Origin of the sequence: Bradyrhizobium sp. BRP19 (assembly GCF_020194195.1) — a bacterium.
In the GTDB taxonomy this organism is placed as follows: Bacteria; Pseudomonadota; Alphaproteobacteria; order Rhizobiales; family Xanthobacteraceae; genus Bradyrhizobium; species Bradyrhizobium yuanmingense.
In genome coordinates, this window is sequence record NZ_JADYVZ010000010.1 from 26727 (window position 1) to 50681 (window position 23955).

22 protein-coding genes and 2 pseudogenes are annotated in these 23955 nt (G+C 63.9%); 12 read left to right on the plus strand and 12 right to left on the minus strand.

The genetic code is table 11. The features are described from left to right. Positions 1-27: 27 nt before the first annotated feature. Positions 28-969: an ornithine cyclodeaminase family protein gene (locus tag I6F36_RS25950; protein ID WP_225172443.1), complete on the minus strand. Its 942-nt coding sequence runs from the start codon at positions 967-969 to the stop codon at positions 28-30. Between the two features lie 164 nt (positions 970-1133). Between I6F36_RS25950 and I6F36_RS25955 the strand changes: the two genes are divergently transcribed. Further along, on the plus strand, positions 1134-1346 hold the full coding sequence (locus I6F36_RS25955) for a hypothetical protein (protein WP_036005605.1): 213 nt from the start codon (positions 1134-1136) through the stop codon (positions 1344-1346). 3 nt (positions 1347-1349) lie between these two features. Here I6F36_RS25955 and I6F36_RS25960 read toward each other — a convergent pair whose 3' ends face one another. The 6 genes from I6F36_RS25960 to I6F36_RS25985 all read right to left on the minus strand — a co-directional run bounded on the left by I6F36_RS25960 (position 1350) and on the right by I6F36_RS25985 (position 8716). Next, the gene (locus I6F36_RS25960) at positions 1350-1925 is read right to left on the minus strand and encodes a GNAT family N-acetyltransferase (RefSeq protein ID WP_225128845.1); all 576 of its coding nucleotides are present in this window, start codon (positions 1923-1925) and stop codon (positions 1350-1352) included. 6 nt (positions 1926-1931) lie between these two features. After that, a complete protein-coding gene (locus I6F36_RS25965) occupies positions 1932-4289 on the minus strand; it encodes an Orn/Lys/Arg decarboxylase N-terminal domain-containing protein (RefSeq protein ID WP_036023350.1) in 2358 nt (785 codons plus the stop codon). A gap of 96 nt (positions 4290-4385) precedes the next feature. Further along, positions 4386-6590 (minus strand): xanthine dehydrogenase family protein molybdopterin-binding subunit, encoded by a 2205-nt coding sequence (locus tag I6F36_RS25970; protein WP_225128847.1) that lies wholly within the window; start codon positions 6588-6590, stop codon positions 4386-4388. Positions 6591-6597: 7 nt separating this feature from the next. Further along, positions 6598-7614: a xanthine dehydrogenase family protein subunit M gene (locus tag I6F36_RS25975; RefSeq protein WP_225128849.1), complete on the minus strand. Its 1017-nt coding sequence runs from the start codon at positions 7612-7614 to the stop codon at positions 6598-6600. Next, positions 7611-8096 carry a (2Fe-2S)-binding protein gene (locus tag I6F36_RS25980; protein WP_225128850.1) on the minus strand — a complete coding sequence of 162 codons (486 nt, stop codon included), beginning with the start codon at positions 8094-8096 and terminating at the stop codon, positions 7611-7613. Before I6F36_RS25980 ends, I6F36_RS25975 begins: the two co-directional genes overlap by 4 nt. A 140-nt stretch (positions 8097-8236) precedes the next feature. Beyond that, a complete protein-coding gene (locus I6F36_RS25985) occupies positions 8237-8716 on the minus strand; it encodes an Lrp/AsnC family transcriptional regulator (RefSeq protein WP_025035213.1) in 480 nt (159 codons plus the stop codon). 143 nt (positions 8717-8859) lie between these two features. Here I6F36_RS25985 and ald point away from each other — a divergent pair, with 143 nt between their 5' ends. The 3 genes from ald to I6F36_RS26000 all read left to right on the plus strand — a co-directional run bounded on the left by ald (position 8860) and on the right by I6F36_RS26000 (position 11632). After that, positions 8860-9975 (plus strand): alanine dehydrogenase, encoded by a 1116-nt coding sequence (gene ald / locus I6F36_RS25990; protein ID WP_225128852.1) that lies wholly within the window; start codon positions 8860-8862, stop codon positions 9973-9975. Positions 9976-10243: 268 nt separating this feature from the next. Next, positions 10244-10462: a hypothetical protein gene (locus tag I6F36_RS25995; RefSeq protein WP_027546306.1), complete on the plus strand. Its 219-nt coding sequence runs from the start codon at positions 10244-10246 to the stop codon at positions 10460-10462. A gap of 111 nt (positions 10463-10573) precedes the next feature. Then, positions 10574-11632: a putative sulfate exporter family transporter gene (locus I6F36_RS26000; RefSeq protein WP_225149821.1), complete on the plus strand. Its 1059-nt coding sequence runs from the start codon at positions 10574-10576 to the stop codon at positions 11630-11632. Positions 11633-11768: 136 nt separating this feature from the next. On the opposite strand, the gene I6F36_RS26005 is transcribed toward I6F36_RS26000, so the two are convergent. The 5 genes from I6F36_RS26005 to I6F36_RS26025 all read right to left on the minus strand — a co-directional run bounded on the left by I6F36_RS26005 (position 11769) and on the right by I6F36_RS26025 (position 16319). After that, on the minus strand, positions 11769-12641 hold the full coding sequence (locus I6F36_RS26005) for an ABC transporter ATP-binding protein (RefSeq protein ID WP_225149820.1): 873 nt from the start codon (positions 12639-12641) through the stop codon (positions 11769-11771). Then, positions 12638-13510: an ABC transporter permease gene (locus I6F36_RS26010; protein ID WP_225172530.1), complete on the minus strand. Its 873-nt coding sequence runs from the start codon at positions 13508-13510 to the stop codon at positions 12638-12640. The genes I6F36_RS26005 and I6F36_RS26010 overlap by 4 nt, the downstream gene beginning before the upstream one ends. 35 nt (positions 13511-13545) lie before the next feature. Next, positions 13546-14967 carry an ABC transporter substrate-binding protein gene (locus I6F36_RS26015; RefSeq protein WP_225172444.1) on the minus strand — a complete coding sequence of 474 codons (1422 nt, stop codon included), beginning with the start codon at positions 14965-14967 and terminating at the stop codon, positions 13546-13548. Positions 14968-15148: 181 nt separating this feature from the next. Then, entirely contained in the window at positions 15149-15922 is a 774-nt protein-coding gene (locus I6F36_RS26020) for a Crp/Fnr family transcriptional regulator (RefSeq protein WP_057030048.1), read from the minus strand. Between the two features lie 100 nt (positions 15923-16022). Continuing rightward, positions 16023-16319, minus strand: a complete 297-nt coding sequence (locus tag I6F36_RS26025; RefSeq protein ID WP_036005572.1) for a gamma-butyrobetaine hydroxylase-like domain-containing protein — start codon at positions 16317-16319, stop codon at positions 16023-16025. A gap of 205 nt (positions 16320-16524) precedes the next feature. Here I6F36_RS26025 and I6F36_RS26030 point away from each other — a divergent pair. From I6F36_RS26030 to I6F36_RS26065, 8 genes and pseudogenes are all read left to right on the plus strand, one after another. Next, positions 16525-17297: pseudogene (locus I6F36_RS26030) on the plus strand (ferredoxin--NADP reductase). Positions 17298-17398: 101 nt separating this feature from the next. Further along, a complete protein-coding gene (locus I6F36_RS26035; RefSeq protein ID WP_225149817.1) occupies positions 17399-19141 on the plus strand; it encodes a fumarate reductase/succinate dehydrogenase flavoprotein subunit in 1743 nt (580 codons plus the stop codon). A 32-nt stretch (positions 19142-19173) separates the two neighbouring features. Beyond that, entirely contained in the window at positions 19174-19407 is a 234-nt protein-coding gene (locus tag I6F36_RS26040) for a ferredoxin family protein (protein ID WP_007593252.1), read from the plus strand. Positions 19408-19409: 2 nt separating this feature from the next. After that, a complete protein-coding gene (locus I6F36_RS26045) occupies positions 19410-20387 on the plus strand; it encodes a HEAT repeat domain-containing protein (protein WP_036023369.1) in 978 nt (325 codons plus the stop codon). Positions 20388-20499: 112 nt separating this feature from the next. Then, positions 20500-21672, plus strand: a complete 1173-nt coding sequence (locus tag I6F36_RS26050; RefSeq protein WP_036023370.1) for a fumarylacetoacetate hydrolase family protein — start codon at positions 20500-20502, stop codon at positions 21670-21672. Positions 21673-21971: 299 nt separating this feature from the next. Then, a pseudogene (locus I6F36_RS26055) lies at positions 21972-22109 on the plus strand (sugar ABC transporter substrate-binding protein); the annotation flags it as partial. A gap of 145 nt (positions 22110-22254) precedes the next feature. Next, complete coding sequence (locus tag I6F36_RS26060) at positions 22255-23031, plus strand: FadR/GntR family transcriptional regulator (protein WP_225128862.1); 777 nt, start codon at positions 22255-22257, stop codon at positions 23029-23031. Further along, entirely contained in the window at positions 23028-23954 is a 927-nt protein-coding gene (locus I6F36_RS26065; RefSeq protein WP_225128863.1) for a Gfo/Idh/MocA family protein, read from the plus strand. Before I6F36_RS26060 ends, I6F36_RS26065 begins: the two co-directional genes overlap by 4 nt. Position 23955 lies beyond the last annotated feature (1 nt).

The following is a 23955-nucleotide window of genomic DNA, read 5'->3' on the forward strand; positions in this document are numbered from 1 at the left end:
TCGGCCGTGTCTCGCCAGCCTGGGCCACTACCCCAGCTTTGCGCCGAGCTGCTGGAACACGGCCTCGCAGGTCATGAGGTCGAGATGGCCGCCGCTCGCGTTCTTGAAGAACGTGATGTCGGACGGTGACGTTCGCCCCTGCACAAGGCCGCCGACGAGGTCGTAGAGGTCGCCGAGGACGTCCGTCTCGCTGATCGCGCCGCTCGCGATCGGCTGCAGGATGTCGCCGACGCCGTGGAAGGCGGATTCCCGCCGGTCCACGAAGACGCGGGAGCGCTTGGCCGCCTCGTCATCAGCCTCCCGGGTTTGCGGTGTGTAGCCGCCGACGAGGTCCAGATGCGTGCCCGGCCGCAGATTGCGGCCCTTGATCAGCGGCTGATGCGCGCGGGTGCAGGTGGTAATGACATCGGCCTCGCGCGTCGCGGCGTCGAGATCCGTGATTGCTTCCGCCTTGATGCCGGCCTTCGCCAAGCGCTGAGCGAGATCCACGCCCCGGTCCGGGCTGCGATTCCAGATCAGCACGCGCTCCAGTGACGGCCGCACGGTGCGATGACCCCGGATCAGCCATTCGGACATCTCGCCGGCCCCGACGCAGAGCAGCGTCTCGGGATTGGGCGGGGCGAGCAGTTTCGTGGCCAACGCGGAGTCGGCTGCGGTGCGCCAATGCGTGATCTCGGTCCCGTCCATCGCCGCCAGCGGCCGGCCGTTGGTGCCGTCGAACAGCACGCACACGGCCTGCACCGCCGGCATCCTGCCTTCGGCCAGATTGGCCGGAAAGCTGGTGAACATCTTGCTGGCCATGTATCGGCCGGAATCGACGGCGCTGCGGATGACGTATTGCCCCCTCTCGTCTCCAAGGAAGGCGTCCAGCACCTCCATCTTCGGCCGGCGATGCCCTTCTTCGAGGGCCGCAATCAGGATCGGAAAGGTCAGAGCCTTCGTGACTTCGGTATCAGAGACAAAGTGCAAGGCAAGTTCCTCATTGGCGACCGGCATTTGCCCATAAACCCGCGCGGCAGGTTCCGCAACGAATCTTCCGCCGGGACTGGACAAGCCTTGATCCGCGTCAAAATCTCCTTTCCCCGTCCGGCCTAAATGGGACTAGAGTGCCGGCGGGCAGGCAGGGAGGTCCCATGTCAACTTATGTCGTCAGGTTCATGAAGGACGTGCTCGGCGAATACGGCCGGCAATGCGAGGTCTGCCAAGGCACGCTCGAGATCGACGCCGCCGACGAGGACGAGGCCAGGGAACGGGCGAAAGCGAGGTTCTGCAAGGACCAGGCGTTGCATCACTGGTCACTGCATGCCGACCGCATCCATGTCAGACCCGCCGACTTCCCGTCGTAGCGACTAGCGCCCGGGTGCCGTGACGGGCGGGGGCGTCGTCGTCCCCGCGCCGAGCGAGCGTTGCACCATGACGGTGTCGGACCAGCGGCCGTGGCGGTAGGCAACGCCGCTGAGCAGGCCGGCGCGTGCGAAACCGAACCGCTCGTGCAGCGCCAGCGAGGGCGCGTTATCTGCATCGATATAGCCGATCATCTGGCGGAAGCCGGCCGCAGCGCAGGCGTCGATCAATTCCTGCAGCAACAGCCGTCCGACCCCGCGGCCGAGATGGGCGTGATGGACGTAGATCGAGTGCTTGGCGGTGTATCGATAGGCCGGCCTTTTGCGGAACAGCACGGCATAGGCATAGCCGACGACCTCGCCGCGCCAGGTCGCCACCAGATGCGGCAGGCGGGTCTGCTTCAGGTTCTTGCGCCGGTCGCGCAGATCGTCCGGCTCTGGCGCACCGGTACCTTCGACATCGCGCGGCACGCCGTTGCGGACGTGATGGCGGTAGATCGCCAGCATCGCCTCGATGTCGCTCTCACGTGATGGCCGAACCAGGACGGGTTCATCGCCCACGCGCGCAGCTGCTTCGTTCATCGGCACCTACTCGGTCACGACATAAGTGTAGAGCCCGATGCGCCCATTCGCATCGACCTCCTTGTAGACGCCCTGGATCTCGACGTCGAAGCCCGGAAATGTGTTGAAGCAGGTCTCGAACATCTTGAGATAATCGATCATGGGCTTGGCTCGTTCCGTCAGCCGCTCGCCGGGCACGATCGTGGCGATGCCGGGCGGGTAGACCACGAAGGGCGTCGTGGCGATGCGGCCGGCGATCGCCTCGATCGGGAGGTAGTCGACGTCGTTCTTGAACAGATAGCGCGCGGCATCGCGGGGCGACATCGCGATCTCGGGCATATGCTCGGGCATGAACTGCCGCGCCTGGAGCGCGCTGACATCGGCGGTGCGGAAGAAACGGTGCATCTCGCCGCAGAGGTCACGCAGCCGTGCACCGGCGTAGCGCGCCTGCCGCCTCTGATAGAATTCGGGGATGACGTCGGCGAGTAGCGCATTGTCGTCGTGCAGTCGCTTGAACGCGACGAGGCCGGAGATCAGCGTGCCCGCCTTGCTCGCCTCGACGCCGGGCGTGAGCAGGAAGAGCAGGGAGTTGAGGTCGTTCTTCTCGGGGACGATGCGGTTCTCGCGCAGATATTGCGCGACGACCGGCGCGGGAATGCCGTGCTCGGCATAAGCTCCCGTCGCACGATCGAACCCGGGCGTGAGCAGCGTCAGCTTGTTCGGATCGGTCATGGCAAAGCCTTCCGCGAGATCGGGAAAGCCGTGCCAGTTGGTATCCGGGGAGAGCTGCCACAGCGCGGGGTTGGTGGCGAGCTCGTCGGTCGAGAGGGTCTCCCAGGCGACGTTATGCGCCGCGCCGGGACGGCTGACATCGGCAATGGCGACGCGATCGGGAACGAAGGGCTCGAAGAACCAGCGGCGATCCGGGTTCTGCTCCTTCTCCTCGAACTCCTGGCGCATCGCGCGGATCTTCTTGCGCAGCTCGATGCCGAGCCGGATCGTGTCGTCCCACAGCACTTCGCCGGAGCGGCCCTTCATCATCTGTGCGCCGACGTCGAGCGAGGCGAACAGCGGGTAGAACGGCGAGGTCGAGGCGTGCTGCATGAAGCTCTCGTTGAAGCGGCGGTGCTCGACGCGACGCTTCTGGCCGCGGATATGGCGGTCCTTGATGTGGATCTGCGAGGCCTGCGAGAAGCTTGCCAGCTGCTTGTGGGTCGACTGCGTCGCGATGATGCCGGGGGCGTCGGGCGAGAGATTTACCAGCCCCATGGCGAAGCGGCCGGCATAAAGGGGGTGGAATTTCATGAAGCCGGCCCAAGCCTCGTCGAACAGGATGTAGTCGCAGAGATGGCCGATACGCTTGATGATCATCTCGGCGCTGTGGATCGAGCCGTCATATGTGCACTGCTCGACCACGGCGACACGGAACGGCCGCTCCTTGCGCCAAGCGTCGCGATCGTTCACCAGGGGATGGTTGCGGATCGCCTCGCGCAAGCTCTTCTCTTCGAGCCGGTCCCAGCGCATCGGGCCGATCAGTCCCCAGGCGTTGCGAACGGTCGGCACATAGACCGGGATGCCGCCATTGATCATCAGCGCGCCGTGATGGGCGGCCTTGTGGTTGTTGCGGTCGAACAGCACGAGATCGCCGTCGGTGACGAGGGCGCCCAGCGCGACCTTGTTCGAGGTCGAGGTGCCATTGAGCACGAAATAGGTCTTTTCCGCACCGAAGATCGCCGCCGCTTCCTTCTGCGCCCTCAGCGCCGGGCCCTCATGGGTGAGGAGGTCGCCGAGGTCGAGCACGGAATTGTCAAGGTCGTCGCGGAACACGGATTCGCCGAGATGCTCGACGAACACGCGCCCGATCGGGCTGCGGTTGTAGAACACGCCGCCATTGTGGCCCGGGCAGGTCCAGAGCTGGTTGCCTTCCTCGGCATAGTCGACCAGCGCGCCGAAGAACGGCGTCTTCAGCGTCTCAGCATATTGCTTCAGCCGGCTGATCAGGTTCTTGGCGATGAAGGTTGGCGTCTCCTCGGAAAGGAAGACATAGCCGTCGATGAAATCGAGCACCTCGACCGGCAAATCCTCGAACCGCTTGCGACGGATCAGCAGGATGATCGGGAAGTCGAGGCCTCGGCGGCGCATCAGATTGATCAGCGCCGAGGTCTTGCCTTCCAGGCCCTTCTTGCCCCAGTCCACCACCATGCAGCCGATCGCGGCATCGGTCTGCACCGCCATCTCGGCATCCTCCAGCTTGCGGGCCCGGACCACCTCGAAGCCGGAGCGCTGGATCTCCTCGATGATCTGGTTGAAGCGGACGCCTTCGAGATCGTCGGCATCGAACACTGGGGCGGCGAACAGGAAGTTGAAGCGCTTGAAATAGTCCATGGCAGGTCCCGAATGTGCAGGAAGATACAGCTCTCTGCACATTCGATGACATCTGGATGACATGCCCGAGTGCTGCGGCAAGGTTAGCCTGACGCTTCACTCCAGCAGCTTGTCCAGTGTGATCGGGAAGCGCCGGATGCGCTTGCCGGTGGCATGATAGACGGCGTTCGCAATTGCGGCCGGGACGCCGACGATGCCGATCTCGCCGAGCCCCTTGATTCCCAACCGGTTGATGCGGTCGTCGGGCTCGTCGACGAAAATGACGTCAATGTCGTGGACGTCGGCGTTCACGGGAATGTGGTATTCGGCAATGTTCGCGTTCATGATGCGGCCGAAGCGGTGATCCATCACCGTTTCCTCGTGCAGCGCCATTCCAATACCCCAGACCACCCCGCCCATGATCTGGCTGCGGCCGGTCTTGGTGTTCAGGATGCGCCCGGCCGCGACCGCATTCACGATCCGGGTGACGCGGATAATTCCCAGCTCCTCGTCGATCTTCACCTCCGCGAAGACCGCCGAATGTGTGTTGCGGGCATGCGAATTATCCTCCGCGAATTGGTTGAGCTTCTCCTTTTCGATCCGCTCGAGCTTGCTGTGGCGCATGACATCCGCAATCGAGACAGCGGCCCCGCGACCGTCGCTGCTGGCGATCATGCCGTCAGTCAGGGTGACGTCGGCGGCGTCGAGGTCAGCGAGCGGTGTGCCCGGCATGGCCTTGGCAAGACGTGCGAGTTCCCAGCGAATTTCTTCGGCCGCTCCCAAGACCGCATGCGCGCTTGATGCCGCCATCCAGGAGCCGCCCTCGACGGGGGCTTGCGGCAAGGTCGAATCGGCGAGCCGGACGCTGATATTCTCGATCGGCAGCCCGAGAGCATCGGCCGCGACCTGCGCCACGATGGTGTAGGTGCCGGTGCCGATATCGGACGCGGCGCAGGAGACCTCGGCATGGCCGTTGGCCGTCAGCACGATGCGGACGGCGACCGGCATCTGCAGCGCTTCCCACACCCCAGTCGCCATGCCCCAGCCGACGAGTTCCTTGCCGTCTCGCATGGAACGCGGCGCCGGATTACGCCGGCTCCAGCCGAACGCTTCGGCGCCGCGGGCGTAGCACTCGCGCAACTGCTTGCTGGTGTAAGGCAGGCCTTGGCTCTGGTCGCGATCCGAGTAGCACCTCAGGCGCAGCTCGACCGGATCGAGCTTCAGCGCGACGGCCAATTCGTCCATGGCGCATTCGAGTGCGCACACGCCCGTTGCCGCACCCGGCGCGCGCATGTCGGAGGGCGTCGAAACGTCGAGGTCGACCAGCTTATGGGAAAAGTTGCTGTTGGGACTCTTGTAAAGCTGCTCGGCCCAGCCCGTATCGTTGCGCGAAAAATCCTCATAGCGTGAGGTCACGGCGATGGCTTCGTGGGTGATCGCATCGAGGGTGCCGTCCGGCTTTGCACCGAGCGCAACGCGCTCGATGGTCATGGGACGATAGCCCAGGCCATACATCTGTTGCCTCGTCAGCACGACCCGGACGGACCGCTTCAGTGCGAGCGCGGCAAGGGTTGCCAGCACCACCTGGTGCTGCGGCCGCAGGCCCGAGCCGAAGGCGCCGCCGACATAGGGCGAGATCACGCGGATGTCGTCCGGTTCCTTGCCGAAAACACTGCAGAGAAACTTCTGGACGTTCTGGACGCCCTGCGTCTTGTCGTAGACCGTGAGCCCGCCACTGCCGTTCCAGACGGCTGTCGTCGCGAAGAGCTCCATGGGGTTGTGGTGCTCGGTCGGAATGACGTAATCCGCCTCGTGGCGCACGGCCGCGCGCGTCAGGGCTGCTGCGGCATCACCACGCGGCTTGTGCGGTTGATCCACTTTCTCGGCCTTGCCGCGTTCGGATTCAAGATCGGTCGAAAACGCCTCCTGCTCATATTCGACGCGAACGCGGGTTGCGGCGAACTTGGCGATCTCCCAGTCCTCCGCGACGACCAGTGCGATCGGCTGGCCGTTGAACTTGACCCTCTCATCATAGAGCGGCCGGAACGGCGAGCCCTTCTCCGGCGCCACCTCATCCTTCCAGGCTTCGTCCTTGTCGGCGAGGGGCGGCCGATGTTCATGCGTGAGCACGTCGACCACGCCCTTCACCTTCAGCGCCTCGCTGGTGTCGAGACGAGCGATGCGCCCGCGCGCGATGCTGGCCTCGACCACGAAGCCGTGAAGGAGACCGTCTGCTGCGAATTCGCCGGCATATTTGGCGGCCCCGGTGACCTTGGCGCGGCCGTCGACGCGCGACGTTGGTGTTCCGACATAGGCGTTCATCGGGTCCTCATGCGATCTTCTTGTGAGCTTGTGATTGCGGCGTGGCGCTTGCGGCCTGCATCAGCGCACGCACGACGGCTCGGCGCGCCAGGTCGATCTTGAACCCGTTGTGGGAGCGTGCCGTCGCTCCCTGCAGCAGCAGGTCGGCGGCGCGCCCGAAATGATCCGGTGTTGCCGCCTGACCGCGCAATGCGGCTTCGGCCTCGAGGCTTCGCCAGGGCTTGTGGGCCACGCCACCGAGCGCAAGGCGCGCTTCGCTGATCGCGTTGCCCTCCAGGTCGACCGCGGCCGCGACCGAGACCAGAGCAAAGGCGTAGGACAGCCGGTCGCGGATCTTCAGATAGCTGTAGTTCCGGGCAAAGCCGTGCGGCGGCAGCTCGATGGCGATAATGATCTCGCAGCTGCCGAGATTGGTATCGAGATGAGGCTTGTCCTCGGGAAGCCGATGGAAATCCGTCAGCGCGATGGTGCGCTGCCCCGAGGGGCGTGCGATATGCACGAGCGCGCCGAGCGCGGCCAGCGCCACGCTCATGTCGGATGGATTGGTCGCGATGCAGGAGTTGCTGGTGCCGAGGATGGCATGGTTGCGGTTGAGGCCATCGAGGGCCGAGCAGCCCGTGCCGGGGCTTCGCTTGTTGCAGGGTGTCGTGGTGTCATAGAAGTAGGGGCAGCGCGTACGTTGCATCAGATTGCCGCCGACCGAGGCCATGTTGCGCAGTTGCGCGGAGGCGCCGGCCAGGATGGCGCTGGCAAGGAGGGGATAGCGCTGCTCGATCAACGGGTGGTAGGCGAGGTCCGAATTCGGCACCAAGGCGCCGATGCGCAGACCGCCGTCCGCCGTCTCCTCGACGTCGCGGAGCGGCAGGCGGGAGATGTCGATCAGCCGGGAGGGCCGTTCGACGTTCTCCTTCATCAGATCGATCAGGTTGGTGCCGCCGGCGATCAACTTCGCACCGGGATCGGCGGCGAGCAGGCGGATGGCGTCGGCAACATCGGTTGCGCGGGAATATTGGAAGTTGTTCATGACCGGCTCATTGCCTGCTCGATCGCAGCCACGATGTTGAGGTAGGCACCGCAGCGACAGAGGTTTCCGCTCATCAGCTCCCGGATCTCATCCGCATCGCGCGCACGGCCTTCGGCCAACAGGCCCGCGGCAGAGCAAATCTGCCCCGGCGTGCAATAACCGCACTGAAAGGCATCGTGGTCGATGAAGGCCTGTTGCAGAGGATGCAGCGCGCCGTCCCTGGCCAAGCCTTCGATGGTCGTGATCTCGGCGCCATCCTTCATGACGGCCAGGGTCAGGCAGGAATTGACCCGTCTTCCGTCGATCAGCACGGTACAGGCACCGCATTGGCCGTGATCGCAGCCTTTTTTGGTGCCGGTCAGTTGCAGACGGTCACGTAGCGCATCCAGAAGCGTGGTCCATGGCATGACCTCGAGCGCGCGGCTTTCGCCATTGACGACGAGGTTGATCGGAATGCGTTCGGGGATCGTAAGGTCGGCCATGGTGTATTTCCCTGCGGAAAGGCCGAGCCGGGCAAATTGTGCAAATGACGCGAGACTGCGTTGCCGCCGCTGGCCGATAGCGCCCAACGGATGACGAGTTGCTTGGTTCCCAATCGGTTCTCCCGATTGGATTTACGAGATCAGCGCTTCGTCTCGCCGAACACCACGGTCGGCACCGCGCGGTTGACGATCTCGCGCAGCGCGAAGCTCGATTGCACCCGCGCGACGCGGGGCAGGCGGGACAGCTCGGTGCGATGGATGCGCTCGAAATCCTGGATGTCGCGGGCGAGCACGATCAGGATGTAGTCGTCCGTCCCCGACATCAGGAAGCAGCGCACGACAGAGGGGCATTTCGTCACCTCTGCCTCGAACGCCTTCAGTGCCTCGTCGCTCTGGCTCTCCAGCGCGATGCGGACCAGCACCGTGGTGGTGAGGCCGAACTGGGCCAGGTCGAGCGCGGCCTGGTAGGCCTGGATGTAGCCGTCATCCTCCAGCGCCTTCTGCCGCCGCGCCAGCGCCGTGCTCGACAAGCCGATCTTGTTGGCAAGCTCGGTGTGGCTGGCTCGCGCATTGGTCGTGAGTTCCGCGAGGATGGCGAGATCTTTCCGGTCGAGGGCCAAGGTTTCGTTTCCAGCGTCAAAGGACCATTTCGCGCCGGAAACCGGCGCGGGCGCTGCCAAGGTAGCGGATATTTGCACGAAACCAAACCGACCCTCTCGCTACGATCAACAATGGAATCAAAGCATTGGCGAGGGAGATCAAGATGCGCGTCGGAGTCCCGAAGGAGATCAAGGTGCAGGAATATCGGGTCGGGCTCACCCCAGGTGCGGTCCGCGAATACGTTGCCGCCGGGCACCAGGTGACGGTCGAGAGCGGCGCCGGCAGCGGCATTGGTGCGTCCGACGAGGTGTACCGGCGGGCAGGGGCGTCCATTGCCGAGACCGCTCGCGAGATCTTTGCAAAGTCCGACATGATCGTGAAGGTGAAGGAGCCGCAGAAGAGCGAATGGGCTCAGCTTCGCGAAGGCCAGATCCTTTTTACTTACCTTCATCTTGCGCCGGATCCCGACCAGGCCAAGGGCCTGCTTGCTTCCGGCTGCACCGCAATCGCCTATGAAACCGTCACGGACGCGAGCGGTCACCTCCCGCTGCTCGCCCCGATGAGCGAAGTCGCCGGCCGCCTCGCCATCGAGGCCGCCGGCGCCGCGCTCAAGCGTTCCAGCGGCGGCCGCGGCCTGCTGCTCGGCGGCGTGCCCGGCGTGCAGCCGGCACGCGTCGTCGTGCTCGGCGGCGGCGTGGTCGGAACGCAGGCGGCACGCATGGCCGCCGGCTTAGGTGCCGAAGCCACCGTGATCGACCGCTCGATCCCGCGCCTGCGCGAACTAGACGATCTGTTTGTTGGACGCGTACGCACCCGTTTCTCCACCATCGAGGCGGTCGAGGACGAGGTGTTCGCCGCCGACGTCGTGATCGGTGCAGTGCTGGTGCCCGGCGCCAGCGCGCCGAAGCTCGTCACCCGTGCGATGCTGAAATCGATGCGGCCGGGAGCCGTGCTGGTCGACGTCGCGATCGACCAGGGCGGTTGCTTTGAGACCTCGCACCCGACCACGCACGCGGAGCCGACCTACGAGGTCGACGGCGTCGTTCACTATTGCGTCGCCAACATGCCGGGAGCCGTGCCGGTGACCTCGAGCCAAGCCCTGAACAACGCCACGCTGCCGTTCGGCCTGATGCTCGCCAACAAGGGATTTGCGGCCATCTTGGAGAATCCGCATCTGCGCAACGGGCTCAACGTGCATCGCGGCCGGGTGACGAACAAGGCGGTGGCGGAGAGTCTGGGGCTGGAGTTTGCGCCAGTAGAGAGCGGACTGGCGGCGTAGCGAGATGGGCCATCGTCGGTGCGGCGCCATCAACCGACTGGAAGATGGCGCTGCCGCCGTGCTCCCGAGCCCTCGGGGAATCCCGACGCGGTGAAGGCGTTGTGACCGGAGCGGCGGTGTCCAAATAGGCGGAAAGAAGAAAACTATTGCCGCGGTCCTGTCAGGAGGAAGGAGTTTCCCCTTCCGAGCGCAAAAACGCCAATCGCTTCCATTGCTGTTTGCAGCCGAAACGACGACATTTCCGCCAGAAATTGGTGGATCGGCAGCCATGGAACGCACTGGATTTGAGCCCTTCGGCGAGCAACTGGTGTCCGCAACGGACACACAGCCGAAGTCGCGCGCCTCGAAGCTCCTGCTGCGGGCCGGCACCACCCTGTTCTGGTCGCTGGTCGCGGGCATCGTGCTGGCCCGTGCAGCCTTCTTCGAGCCCGGCATCTATGACGGTTTCAGCCGCGTCGCCTCGCTGGCCAAGAACCTGATCTTCTGAGGCCGTTTATTCCGGTCCGAGGACAGAACTTCTCTCGGCCCTGATATGTCGAAAACATATTTCCCAATCGGGTCGTGGTGCGTATAAATCTTTCTCCTTCGGGAGAGATTTGTGTCGCAGAATCAAGCATCCAGCCCGGCCGATTCCAAGCCGGTCACCGCCGCGGGCCGTATTGCGGCGCTGATTCCGGGCATCCTCCTCTGCGTTCTCGTGGCCGGTGTGTCGGCCCTGCTCGAGCGGGCCGAACTGGGCATGTTCGAGCACCCCTATGTCGAGGCGCTGGTCATGGCGATCCTGCTCGGCATGGCGGTGCGCAGCTTCTGGAAGCCGGCCCCGCGGTGGCAGGCCGGCATCGCCTTCAGCGCCAAGCAACTGCTGGAAGTCGCGGTGATGCTGCTCGGGGCCTCCATCAGCTTTGCCGCGATCGCGGCTTCCGGCATTGCGCTGCTCGCCTCCATCGCCGCGGTCGTCGTGGTCGCGCTCTGCGTCTCCTTCGGCCTCAGCCGGCTACTCGGCCTGTCGACGCGCCTGTCGATCCTGATCGCCTGCGGCAACTCGATCTGCGGCAATTCCGCCATCGCCGCAGTGGCGCCCATCATCGGCGCCAGCAACGACGAGATTGCATCCTCGATCTCCTTTACGGCGATCCTTGGCGTGATGATGGTGCTGGGCCTGCCGCTGCTGATCCCGCTGCTGCAATTGTCCGCAACGCAGTACGGCATTCTCGCCGGGCTCACCGTTTACGCAGTGCCGCAGGTGCTCGCCGCGACGGTGCCGGCAGGTCTCGTCTCAACCCAGATCGGCACGCTGGTGAAGCTGATGCGTGTCCTGATGCTCGGCCCGGTCGTCGTCGGCCTGTCGCTGGTCGCTTCGCGCTGGCAGAGCGATGCCAAGAAAACCAGCGTCGGCTTCTTCCGCCTGGTCCCCTGGTTCATCCTCGGCTTCCTTGCGCTTGCGACCCTGCGCTCGCTGGAGATCGTGCCGGCGACGGTGGTTGGCCCCGTGACGACGATCACGAGCTTTCTCACGGTGGTCTCGATGGCCGCCCTCGGCCTTGGCGTCGACGTGCGGGTGCTCGCCAATGTCGGCGGCCGGGTGACGGCCGCCGTGACGCTGTCGCTGATCCTGCTGCTGGGGATCAGCATCGCGCTGGTGCATTGGTTCAAGTGATCGGGGCAAAGCTGCAGTAGGGTGGGCAAAGGAGCGCCCTTCGCGCCGTGCCCACCAGTTCTACGAGATACGGAGAATGGTGGGCACGCTTTCGCTTTGCCCACCCTACGAGACCGTCATTGCTGCGAGCGGTAAGCTAAATCACGTCCGCGAGCGAGTGGCCGTGCAGCTCGATGTTGAGCCCCTGCATGCCCAAGTCGTTGATCTCGCCGCCCATCGCCTTCAGGCTCTCTTCGCGGATCAGCGACATCAGCCCGCGGCGGAGCGCCAAGAATTCCGACGACATCATCATCGATTGCTGCCGCGGCCGCTCCAGCGGGATCGGGATCTCCGCCTTGATCGAGCCCGGCCGCGCGGTCATGCAATAGACGCGGTCGGAAAGGAAGATGGCTTCGTCAATGTCGTGGGTGACAAACAGCACCGAGATCTTCAGCCGCTGCCACATATTGGTGAGGATCTGCTGCATGATGACGCGCGTCTGCGCGTCGAGCGCGCCAAAGGGCTCGTCCAGCAACAGCACTTTCGGTCCCGTCGCGAGCGCGCGGACGATGCCGACGCGCTGCTTCATGCCGCCGGAGAGCTTTTCCGGATAATGCTTTTCGAACGCTTCGAGTCCCGCAAGCCCCAACAGCGTGCGCGCGGCGCGTTCGCGCTGCGAGCGCGGCATGCCGCGCATCTTCAGGCCGAACTCGACGTTCTCGCGCACGGTCTTCCACGGAAAAAGAGAATATTGCTGAAACACCATGCCGCGTTCGGCGCTCGGACCGTTTACCCGCTCGCCGTCGACGGTAACTACACCGGTCGTCGGCTTGAGGAAGCCTGCGACGGCATTGAGCAGCGTCGACTTTCCGCAGCCGGACGGGCCGACGATCGACACGAACTCGCCGGGCCGCACATGGATCTGCGTGTCGGTGACAGCCTGCACCGCGCCCTCGATGGTCTCGTAGGCGAGGGAGAAGTTCTTGACTTCGATGTGGCCTTTTGGGCTGTTCGCTAGCAGCTCGCTCATGTCGATCTCCACGGCATCACCAATTGCCCCGCGCCCCTGATCAGCAGGCTCGACCCGAGGCCGAGCACCCCGATTGCGATCATGCCGAGCGCGATGTCGGCATATTGGACCAGCGAATAAGCTTCCCAGGTGAAGTAACCGATGCCGTATTGGCCCGAGATCATCTCTGCGGCGATCAGCGAGACCCAGGCGACGCCCATGCCGACGGTGAGGCCGGTGAAGATGTGCGGCAGCGAGGCTGGGAAATAGACCTCCCGAAAGATCGAGCGTTCGCGCGCGCCGAGACATTGTGCGGCGCGTACCAGCACGGGGTCGACCAGCGACATGCCGTGCAGGGTGTTGACGAGAATCGGGAAGAACGAACCGAGGAAGGTGATGTAGACGATGCTCTGCTCGTTGGTCGGCCACAGCATGATCGCCATCGGCACCCAGGCGATTGCCGGGATCGGCCGCAGCACTTCGGCGACCGGGAAAATCACCTCATGCACCAGCTTGAAGCGCCCCATGATCAGGCCGAGCGGCACGCCGACGATCGCCGCGAGCGAGAATCCGATGAAGATTCGCCGGCAACTGAGCAGGATGTGCATCAGGAATTTAGGATCGTGAATCGCTTTTGTGAAACTGTCATAGACCGCGAGCGGCGAGGGCACGTTGGTGAAGCGCACGAAGAACACGACCCGATAGGTCGTGAGCAGATGCCAGACCAGCAGAAAGGCGAGCAGCGAAATCACGCCGATTGCCGCCGCGCGCAGACCTGCCCGATTGAGCCGGTACCAGCGCAATCCCAGTGTGGCGAAGGAAGGCGGCGTCGAAGGCCGGATGATGGCGGCGGGCGCGGAGCCCGCCTCAGCAAGTGTTGTTGCCGGCATGCTGTCCTCGGGCTGTCTGACGAGGGCGGGGCTGCTCACGTCTTGCCTCCGCCGACGGCGGCTTTCATCGCTTCATCGAAGCCGAGCACCTTGCCGCTGATCTTGGCGGCGTAGGCTTCGGCGTCCTTCTTCAGCAGGAACGGGGCGACCTCGCTATTGCCGACCGCGAAGAAGGCCTGATCGGCGAACAGCTTGATGCCGCGCGTGGTGTCGAAGACGTAGGCGACGTTGATCTTCTTGCCCTTGGCCTTGTAGTCGGCATAGGCGCTGAGCGTGCAGCTGGCGGACGAGAAGGGCATGATGCCGGCACCGTCGACCCAAACTTCGCCCGCCTTGCGCGGATCGGTGATGGGCTTCTTGCAGAAGCTGTCCTCGCCCGAGATCTCATAGTTGTTGGTGCTCGCGAGCTGGGCGTCGTAGTCGAGCTTCATTTCAGCATAGGCCTTGCGGATGTATTTGTCGTCGACCCATTTTTTCGGATCGAACTCCTTCATGCGGCCTAGATTCTGCAGCACCTTGACGTCGGTCGTGGCCGCATCGATCAGCGCCGGCTTGATAGTCGGATCGGTCGTCATATTGCCGCTGGGCCCTAAGAAGATGTAGACGACCTCCTTGTTGATGCCGGTCCATTCCTGGATCTTCTCGGCGGCCAGCTTGGGATCCGCGCGCAGCCACTGATTGGCGGCGATTAGCGCCTTGAAATAGGCGACGACGACCTCGGGATATTTTTCGGCGAAGTCGGTGCGAACCACGATGCCGTGGAAGGTCGGCAAGTTCGTTTCGACGCCGTCGAAGATCTTCCGCGCGAAGCCGCGGAACGGCAACAGCTCGGCGAAGGGGACGAAATCGGCGTGCCCGTCGATCTTCTTCTCCTGCAGATTGGTCGAGCCGACCTCCGGGCTCTGGCTGACGAGCTGGAAGAAATCGGACGCATAGCCGCGATCCTGCATCGCTTTCAGCACCATGCCGTGCGCGGCGGAACCGAAAGGCACGCTGACGAGCTTACCCTTGAGATCGGCAAGGTCGTAATAGGGTGAGTCCTTGTGAACGACGAGGCCGTTGCCCGAGCCGGACAGGCTGTAGGCGGCGATGCCGACGAGGCGGCTCTTGCTCTCCGGATTGCTCTCAAAGGTGAATCCGTTCACGATGAGCGGATAGTCGCCCATCATCCCGATCTGCAGCTTGTTCGCCATCATCGCGTTGGTGACGGGCGGACCGGAGGTGAAGTTCTGCCATTCGAGCTCAAACTTCATGTTGGCGTATTTGCCGTCCTTCGGCAGGTACTTCTCAAGCAGTTGCAATTGGCGGATGACGACGCCTGCGGTGACCGTGTTGGACGTGGTATCCTGCGTTCCGATGCCGAGCTTGACGGTTTCCGCAGAAGCCGGCTGCGCGACGAGCAGCGCCAGCGACGTCACTGACATCGCGATCGAGAGCGTGGGAAGATGGCGGGCCATTCTCATCCTCATTCGGTTGGATGTGCTGTGGGTGCCATGATTGGGGGAGGGCGCAGGCAGGGCAAATCCGGAGTGGCCGCCGCAGTCGATTAGTTGCCGGGAAAAGCTGATTGCATACTCCTTGGGCAGTCCTGCACTATAAAGCCGCTTGCCTGTGCACCGGCCATGGTCGCGGGCCCCTTCAATCCGCCGCCTGGCCGCGCATCTCCTCCAGAATGTCGGTCCGGCAGACCACGATCTGCGACCGTTTGGTCAGCACGATTCCCTTCTCCTGCATCCGCTTCAGGCTGATCGTGACCCATTGTCTGGTGGCGCCGACCATGTGGGCGATGTCGGCGTGGGTGAAGGCCGCAGCGATCACGGTGCCGTCGGCATCCGCGACGCCGTAAAGCTCGACGAGATGCAGCAAGAGATGGGCGAGACGCTGCGTGATCGAGCGCGTCCCAAGCATCTGGGCCAGCGCCGAATAGCATTTGCCTTTGAACGTCAGGCCTTCGATCAGGCCAATCGCGAGGTTCGGGATCTCTGCGGCAAGGGACCGCAGTTCCTTTCCGGGCAGGTGCACGACGCTGCAATTACTGGAGGCAACGCCGGACCATTGATGCACGGTGCCTTCGAACACTTCGGGACCGCCGACGAAATTGCCAACGTGCCAATAGGCCAGCGTGATCTCGCGTCCGAGTGGCGAGGTGTAGAAGACACGGATGCGGCCGCTCTCGATCAGCCAGATGCCGTCATGCTTGCCGCCCTGGCTGAACAGCGTTTGGCCGCGATTGAGCACCTTGCGGCGGCCCTGCTTCAGCACCAACTCCCGCTCGCGCGGTGAGAGCTTGTCCATCAACGGGGGTGGACCGCCGATCCATTGCTGGTTCTCGGTGAGCAGCAGCGAGGAACTGCTGGCAGGCCTGACTGCTGGGGGAACAGCCCCGCGAACCGCATTCGCTGCCTGCAACATCGCCTGCCTCCCGAACGTTTCAAATCGTTCTAAAGAGGAGCAATGTCCGTGCCAGATGGGGGCAGACGCCTCGCGCGGGGAAATGACACCGAATACCGGGTCACCGCCCCGCCAAGTTCAGCAGATACGGCTTCGGATAAATCCCCCGGTTGTGCCCATCCGAAAACGAAATGTTCAGCCCATAGCCGAGATCGCCGATGTCGGTAATCGCAATCCCCGGAAACGCTTTGGGGAAGCGGCCGTCGAAGCGGGCGCGGGTGCAATGGGCGCATTTGCAGGAGAGGCGGAGTGTTTCGGCAGAAACGCTGAGCGCGTCGTCCTGCGCGGTGCGGACCAGGAGCGAAGCGAGATCGGCGCTGGCTTCGTAGTCGGCCACGGTCGGTGCCACCAATGTCATTGTCATGACGAACCTCTGACTTCGTTCTACGTCGAGGCGGGAACGCACGAATAGCAACTAATTGCCGGTGCGGGTGGGATCGCGAGCCTGCTCTTCGAGCAACCCACGCGAAATGTGAAACTAATCGACCGGGAACTTCACTTCCGAATTGCCGGACTCTCCTCTCTCCGAAACCTTGCGCGTCATCGATGACCAAGGAGAGACGATGAGTGCATTTCAGAAGGAAACGGTTCTGTCGGTCAGGCACTGGACCGAGTCCCTGTTCAGCTTCACCGCGACGCGCGATCCCGGCTTCCGCTTCCAGAACGGCCAGTTCGCAATGATTGGTCTGGAGGTCGAGGGCAAGCCGTTGATGCGGGCCTACAGCATGGCCAGCGCCAATCACGAGGAGGCGCTCGAATTCTTCTCGATCAAGGTGCAGGACGGCCCGCTGACCTCGCGCCTTCAGAAGATCAGGGAAGGTGACATCATCCTGGTCGGGCGCAAGGCGACGGGCACGCTGATCACCGGCAACCTCATTCCGGGAAAACGCCTGCTGCTGCTTTCAACCGGAACGGGCCTGGCGCCCTTCGCCAGCCTGATCAAGGACCCCGACGTCTATGAGAATTACGAGACCATCGTGCTCGCCCATGGCTGCCGCCAGGTCTCGGAACTCGCCTATGGCGAGCACCTCGTCGAGGACCTGCGCAATCAGAATTCTTCGGCCCCTTGATCCGCGACAAGCTCGTCTACTACCCGACCGTCACCCGCGAGCCGTTCCGGAATCGCGGCCGCATCACCGACCTGATCGCCTCGAACCAGCTCTTCGAGGATATCGGACAAGCGAGCCTCGACATCGAAACTGACCGCATCATGCTGTGCGGCAGCCCGGCGATGCTCGAGGAACTCCCCGCGATGTTCGCGGCGCGCGGCTTTGTCGAGGGCAACCATAGCCAGCCCGGCCATTTCGTCATCGAAAAAGCCTTCGTCGAGCGCTGAGCTACAAATCGCGTCCCAGCGACAACTAATTGCTATCGCGGCGACGCCCCCTGAACAAATCTGACGCAAAGGCGCCGGGATCGGCGAACCAGGAGCAAGCGATGGCACTAGATCAGATCGTCGACGGACTTTCGGAAGTTTCCTGCGATGTGCTGGTGATCGGCGGCGGCACAGCCGGCCCGATGGCGGCACTGAAGGCGAAGCTGAAGAACCCGAAGGCCAATGTCGTCCTGCTCGAGAAGGCGAACGTCAAGCGCTCCGGCGCGATCTCGATGGGTATGGATGGGCTCAACAACGCCGTCATCCCCGGTTACGCGACGCCGGAGCAGTACACCAAGGAAATCACCATCGCCAATGACGGCATCGTCGATCAGAAGGCGGTCTACAAATACGCCCAGAACTGCTACAAGATCATCGAGGAACTGGACAGCTTCGGCATTCGCTTCCTGAAGAACGAGAACGGCGACTACGCCGTCAAGAAGGTGCACCACATCGGCACTTATGTGCTGCCAATGCCGAACGGCGAGACCGTGAAGAAGGCGCTCTACCGCCAGCTCCGCCGCGCCCGCATCCTGATCTCCAACCGCTACATGGCGACGCGTCTGCTCAAGTCCTCCGACGGTCGCATCGCCGGTGCCATCAGCGTCAATACGCGCACCGCCGAGATGCTCGTGATCAAGGCCAAGGCCGTGATCCTGTGCATGGGCGCCGCCGGCCGGCTAGGTCTGCCGACCTCCGGCTACATGTTCGGCACCTATGAGAACGCCGCCAATACCGGCGACGGCTACGCCATGGCGTATCACGCCGGCGCCGCGCTTGCGAACCTCGAATGCTTCCAGATCAACCCGCTGATCAAGGACTATAACGGCCCGGCTTGCGCCTATGTCGCCGGCCCGTTCGGCGCATATACGGCAAACAACGAAGGCTCGCGCTTCATCGAATGCGACTACTGGTCCGGCCAGATGATGCTGGAGTTCTACAACGAGCTCCTCTCCGGCAAGGGTCCGGTGTTCCTCCAGCTCAAGCATCTCCACCCCGACACCATTTCCGAGATCGAATCCACGCTGCACAAGGTCGAGCGTCCGACGCGCGGCCTGTTCCAGCAGGGGCGCGGGGTCGACTACCGCAGTGAGTCCATCGAGATGCATATCTCCGAGATCGGCTTCTGCTCCGGCCACAGCGCGTCAGGCGTGTTCGTCGACGACAATGCCCGCACCACCGTACCCGGCCTCTACGCCGCCGGCGACATGGCGAGCGTCCCGCACAATTACATGCTCGGCGCCTTCACCAACGGCTCGGTCGCAGGCATCGACGCGATGGAGTTCGCCGACAACCATGATTTCGCGGAATTCGACGCGGCCGACGTCGCCATGGAACGCGAGCGCGTGATGGCGCCGACCAAGCGCGAGGACGGCATTCCGCCGAACCAGATCGAGTACAAGACCCGCCGTCTGGTCAACGACTACCTCCAGCCGCCGAAGGTCACGCGCAAATATGAGCTCGGCATGCGGCGGCTCGCCGAAGCGCGTGAGGATATGCAGGAGCGCATGATCGCGCGCAACGCGCACGAATTGCTGCGCGCGCTCGAAGTGCAGTCGATCATGGACTGTGCCGATATGGCCGCACACGCCTCGCTCTACCGCGAAGAGAGCCGCTGGGGTCTCTATCACTGGCGGACGGATTTCCCGGAGAAGGACAACGAGAACTGGTTCTGCCACACGCTGCTGTCCAAGCAGGACGGCAGGATGACCAGCGAGAAGCGCGCAGTCGAGCCCTATGTCGTGCCGATCGCGGACGACGAGAAGGACCTCTACGACAAGCAGCGCATTCGCGCCTCGGCCTGATCCACCAGAACATAGCCAACAGGAGACATCACATGCCTCTCGCGTCCTATCAGACATCGGTTCCGGTGGTGGTCGACGACGCCAAATGCATCGCGGACAAGGGCTGCACGGTGTGCGTCGATGTCTGCCCGCTCGACGTGCTGCGCATCAGCGACATGACCAACAAGGCCTACATGGCCTATGACGAGTGCTGGTATTGCATGCCCTGCGAAGCGGATTGTCCGACCGGCGCCGTCACCGTCAACATTCCCTATCTGTTGAGGTGATCATGTCGAGCCCGTTCGAATCCTATGACGATCTCGAGGACGCCGACGAGCGGCTGCAGGCGGCCGATCCCGCCGAACGCCGCGTCGCCATCATTGCACTCGGTCATTCCGGCGATCCCGCCGCGGTCGCACATCTCGCCAAAATGGTCACCGATCCCGATGCCGGTGTGCGCCAGCAGGTCGCGATGGCGCTCGGCGAGTTCGACGGACCGGAGGCAGCAAGCGCGCTGGTGAAGCTGCTCGTCGATCCCGAGAGGATCGTCGCGGCGGCTGCGGCCGACAGCATGGCTGAATTCAAGGATCCCGCCTGCGCCGACGCGATTCTGCCGCTGGTCAGGCATACCCACGCTTTCGTCCGCATGGGCGCTCTGCGCGCGCTGAAGGAACTGCGGCGCAGGGATACACTCAAGCCCGCGCTGGAAGCGCTCCAGGACCCTGACGCCGCCGTGCGCGTGCAGGCGATCGGCGTGATCGGCTTTCTCAAGCTGGAGGAATCCATTCCGGCGCTGACCGCGCTGATCAACGATCCCGATGCCCATGTGCGCCGCGCCGCCGTGAGCGCATTGGCCTTTTCGCAGATGAAGCCGGCGGCGGAGACCATCACCCGCGCGCTGAAGGATGCCGACTGGATGGTCCGCGAGATGGCAGCGGAGACGCTGGGTCTCAACGTGAATGGTGCAATCGCGGCTGATCAGCTCGTCGGCTGCCTCGCGGACGAGTTCTGGCAGGTGCGGCTGAAGGCGATCCGCAGCCTTGGCAAGATGAAGATCGAACGCGCGGTGCGGCCGATCGGCAATTGCGTCAATCACGACCAGGCGAATTTGCGCAAAGAAGCCGCCGCCGCGCTAGGTGAGATCGGCCACCCTGACGGCGAGGCATTCCTGGCCGTGATCGCCGACGATCCTGATCCTGATGTCCGCAAGAATGCGCGCTGGGCACTGCACCAGATTGCAGCGCGAAAGGCGCGGGCAGGGGCTTAATTGCACGGCGCGTCGCCGCTCTGGACTTCCAGCGCCAGACGTTTATTGGTCTTCGCTAACGGGAACGGCCGCTGCGAATGCGGCCATTCCTTAGAACAGCGAGGACGCGGCCATGACGACATTGACTGTAAAGGACCTTCTCCCCGAGGACGGCACGAAGGGAACGCTGGTCGGCCGCGTCTGGCTGCCGCAGGTCAACGGTCCGGCCATCGTCGCCGTGCGCGGTGACGGTGTGTATGACGTCACAGCAAAATTTCCGACCATCAGCGCGCTCTGCGAGACGGACGATCCCGCCAAGGCGCTTGCCGCCACCAAGGGCGAGCGCATCGGTGATCTCGAGGCGATCGTCGCCAACACCCCGCCGGACGGGCGCGATCCCCAAAAGCCCTGGCTGCTCGCGCCCGTCGATCTCCAGACGCTGAAGGCCGCCGGCGTCACGTTCGCGATCTCGATGCTGGAACGCGTTATCGAAGAGCGCGCCAAGGGCAATCCGGCCTCGGCCGAAGCGATCCGGAAAGAAGTGACGCGCCTGATCGGCGACGATCTGTCAAAGCTCAAGCCGGGCTCGGATCAGGCGATGCACCTGAAGCAAGTGCTGATCGATCAGAATGCCTGGAGCCAATATCTTGAGGTCGGCATCGGTCCGGATGCCGAGGTTTTCACCAAGGCGCCCACCTTGTCGTCGGTCGGCACCGGCATGGATGCCGGCCTGCACCCGAAATCGACCTGGAACAATCCCGAGCCCGAGCTCGTGCTGTTCGTGTCGAGCCGCGGCAAGATCGTCGGGGGCGCGCTTGGCAACGACGTGAACCTGCGCGACTTCGAGGGCCGCTCGGCGCTGCTGTTGTCGAAGGCCAAGGACAACAACGCGTCCTGTTCGATCGGCCCGCTGCTGCGCCTGTTCGACGACACCTTCACGCTCGACGACGCGCGCAGGCTGGACATCAGCCTGAACGTCATGGGGACGGACGGCTTCGTTCTCGACGGCCATTCCTCGATCAGCAAGATCAGCCGCGATCCGACCGATCTCGTCGCGCAGACCATCGGCAAGGTGCATCAATATCCTGACGGCTTCGTGCTGTTCCTCGGCACCATGTTCGCACCCGTGAAGGATCGCGATGCGCCGGGGCAGGGATTCACCCACAAGCGCGACGACATTGTCACTATCGCAGCGCCTCAGCTCGGCAAGCTCGTCAACCGCATGCGCACCAGCGACGAGTGCGAGCCCTGGACGTTCGGCATCGGCGCACTAATGAAGAACCTGGCGCAGCGGAAGCTGATCTAGCGCTGCTGCCCTCCGCCTCCCGCAAGCGGGGGCGCACCTTCGCCCCGCTGACAGCTGAGGCTCCATCGCGCCGCCTAATTTTTTCATCCCTCCGTTGCATGAAGGGAGCAAAATCGCGCTGAACGTGTCATAACTCAGCTCGCCCCACCTCGCCTGCTTTGCTCCAAATAGTCAAATAATATGACTAGTCGGAACTCAACTTCCGTGAAATAGTGCCCGCCGCTGGTGCGAAGGCCGGCCTGTGGGTGCCATGCTACCAATCGGCGCCCCCGGATAAAACATCTTGGGAGACGCGCCTGATGCCCCCTAAAGCTCTCTGTGCGGCCAGCGCCATGGCCGCCTTGTTGCTCGCGACGCCGGCCAGCGCCCAGCTCACGATCGGCTTCTCGCAGATTGGATCGGAATCCGGCTGGCGCGCGGCCGAAACGTCCGTCTCAGCATGAAGTCGACCTCCTGCACCGCGCCAAAGCTCTTGCTGATCCCCCGCACCTCGGGCGTGCTTCTATTCGCCTTCATTGTCCTGCTGCAGGGGCTGGTCGCGCTTGCGCGCCGGCCGGCGGCGAAGCATGCGGGAGCGGCGTCATGACCTCGCGGATCGTCGTCATCCCGACGCGGCGGGCCCATTCCAACCATGCGGAGGTGGCGCGTTCGATCGGCGTCGACATCATCGCCGGCCGCTATGCGGAAGGCACGCGCCTGCCGGGGGATGCCGAGATGATCGCAATGTTCGGCGTGTCGCGGCCGGTGCTGCGCGAGAGCGTCAAGACGCTGGTCGCCAAGGGCCTGCTCACCACCAAGGCGCGGGTCGGCACCGTCGTGCGCGAGCGAGGTGCCTGGAACATGTTCGACGCAGACGTGCTGGCCTGGCACCTCGATGCCGGCATCGACAAGCGCTTCCTTGACGACCTCGCCGAGATCCGTCTCGCCGTGGAGCCGCGCGCGGCGATGCTGGCGGCAACACAGCGATCCGAGCAAGACATCAGCGAGCTGCGCCGCAGCATGGATCGGATGCGGCATGAAGCGTCCGACTCGGTCGGATTTGCAGATGCAGATCTCGCGCTTCATGTTGCCGTGGCGCGTGCCTCGGGCAATCTGTTCATGCGCTCGATTGGGCATGTCATTGAAGCAGCGCTGCGCGCCTCTTTCCTGCTCAGCGCTCCGGTCGAGCCGGAGGATCGCGATACCGTGCTGCTCTGGCATCAGAAGATCGTCGATGCCATCGTCGCGGGCGATGCCCATGCCGCATCCGAGGCCATGGTCTATGTCATTCACAACAGCATGCGCCGCCATGACAGTACGGCGATCGAGACCGCCCCGGCCGAGCCGCCACCGTCGGCCGACACTGGAGAACAAGCGTGACAGACCTTCGCATCGCCATCGTCGGCTTCGGCAAGATCGCGCGGGACCAGCATGTGGCGGCGATCGCCGCCACACCGGGCGCAACGCTTGCCGCCGTGGCGAGCCGCAACGCCTCGCTGCAGGGGGTGCCGCATTTTACGACCATCGAGGAATTGCTTCAGAAGGGGCCGCCGATCGACGCGGTCTCGCTCTGCACGCCGCCGCAGGTGCGACGGGCCCAGGCCGCGGCGGCGCTCGCCGCCGGCAAGCACGTCATGCTGGAGAAGCCGCCGGGCACCGGCGTTGCCGAGCTTGATCCGTTGATCGCGATGGCGGCGGGTGCGAAGCGGACATTGTTTGCGACCTGGCATTCGCGTTATGCGCCGGCGGTGGAGCCGGCCCGGCAATGGCTCACTGATCGGCACATCAAATCCGTTCACATCAGCTGGAAGGAAGACGTGCGTGTCTGGCATCCCGGGCAGGGCTGGATCTGGGAGCCCGGCGGCCTCGGCGTGTTCGATCCGGGCATCAATGCGCTGTCGATCCTGACCAGGATTCTGCCGAAGCCCGTGTTCGTCACCGCGGCCGAGCTGGCCTTTCCAGCCAATTGCCAGGCGCCGATCGCGGCGAACGTGAACCTGACGGATATCAGCGGCCTGCCCGTGACCGCCGAGTTCGACTTCCGCCAGACCGGGCCGCAGAGCTGGGATATCCTCGTCGAAACCGATCAGGGCCGGCTGACGCTGTCCAGCGGTGGCGCGCGCATGGCCGTCGACGGCAAGGTGCTTGTCGAAGGGCCCGATGAGGAATATCGCGGGCTCTACCGACGCTTCGTCGCGCTCGCAGCAACCGGCGCAAGTGACGTCGATCTGACGCCGCTCCGTCTCGTCGCCGACGCCTTCCTGCTCGGCAAGCGCACGATCGTCGAACCGTTTGTGGATTGAG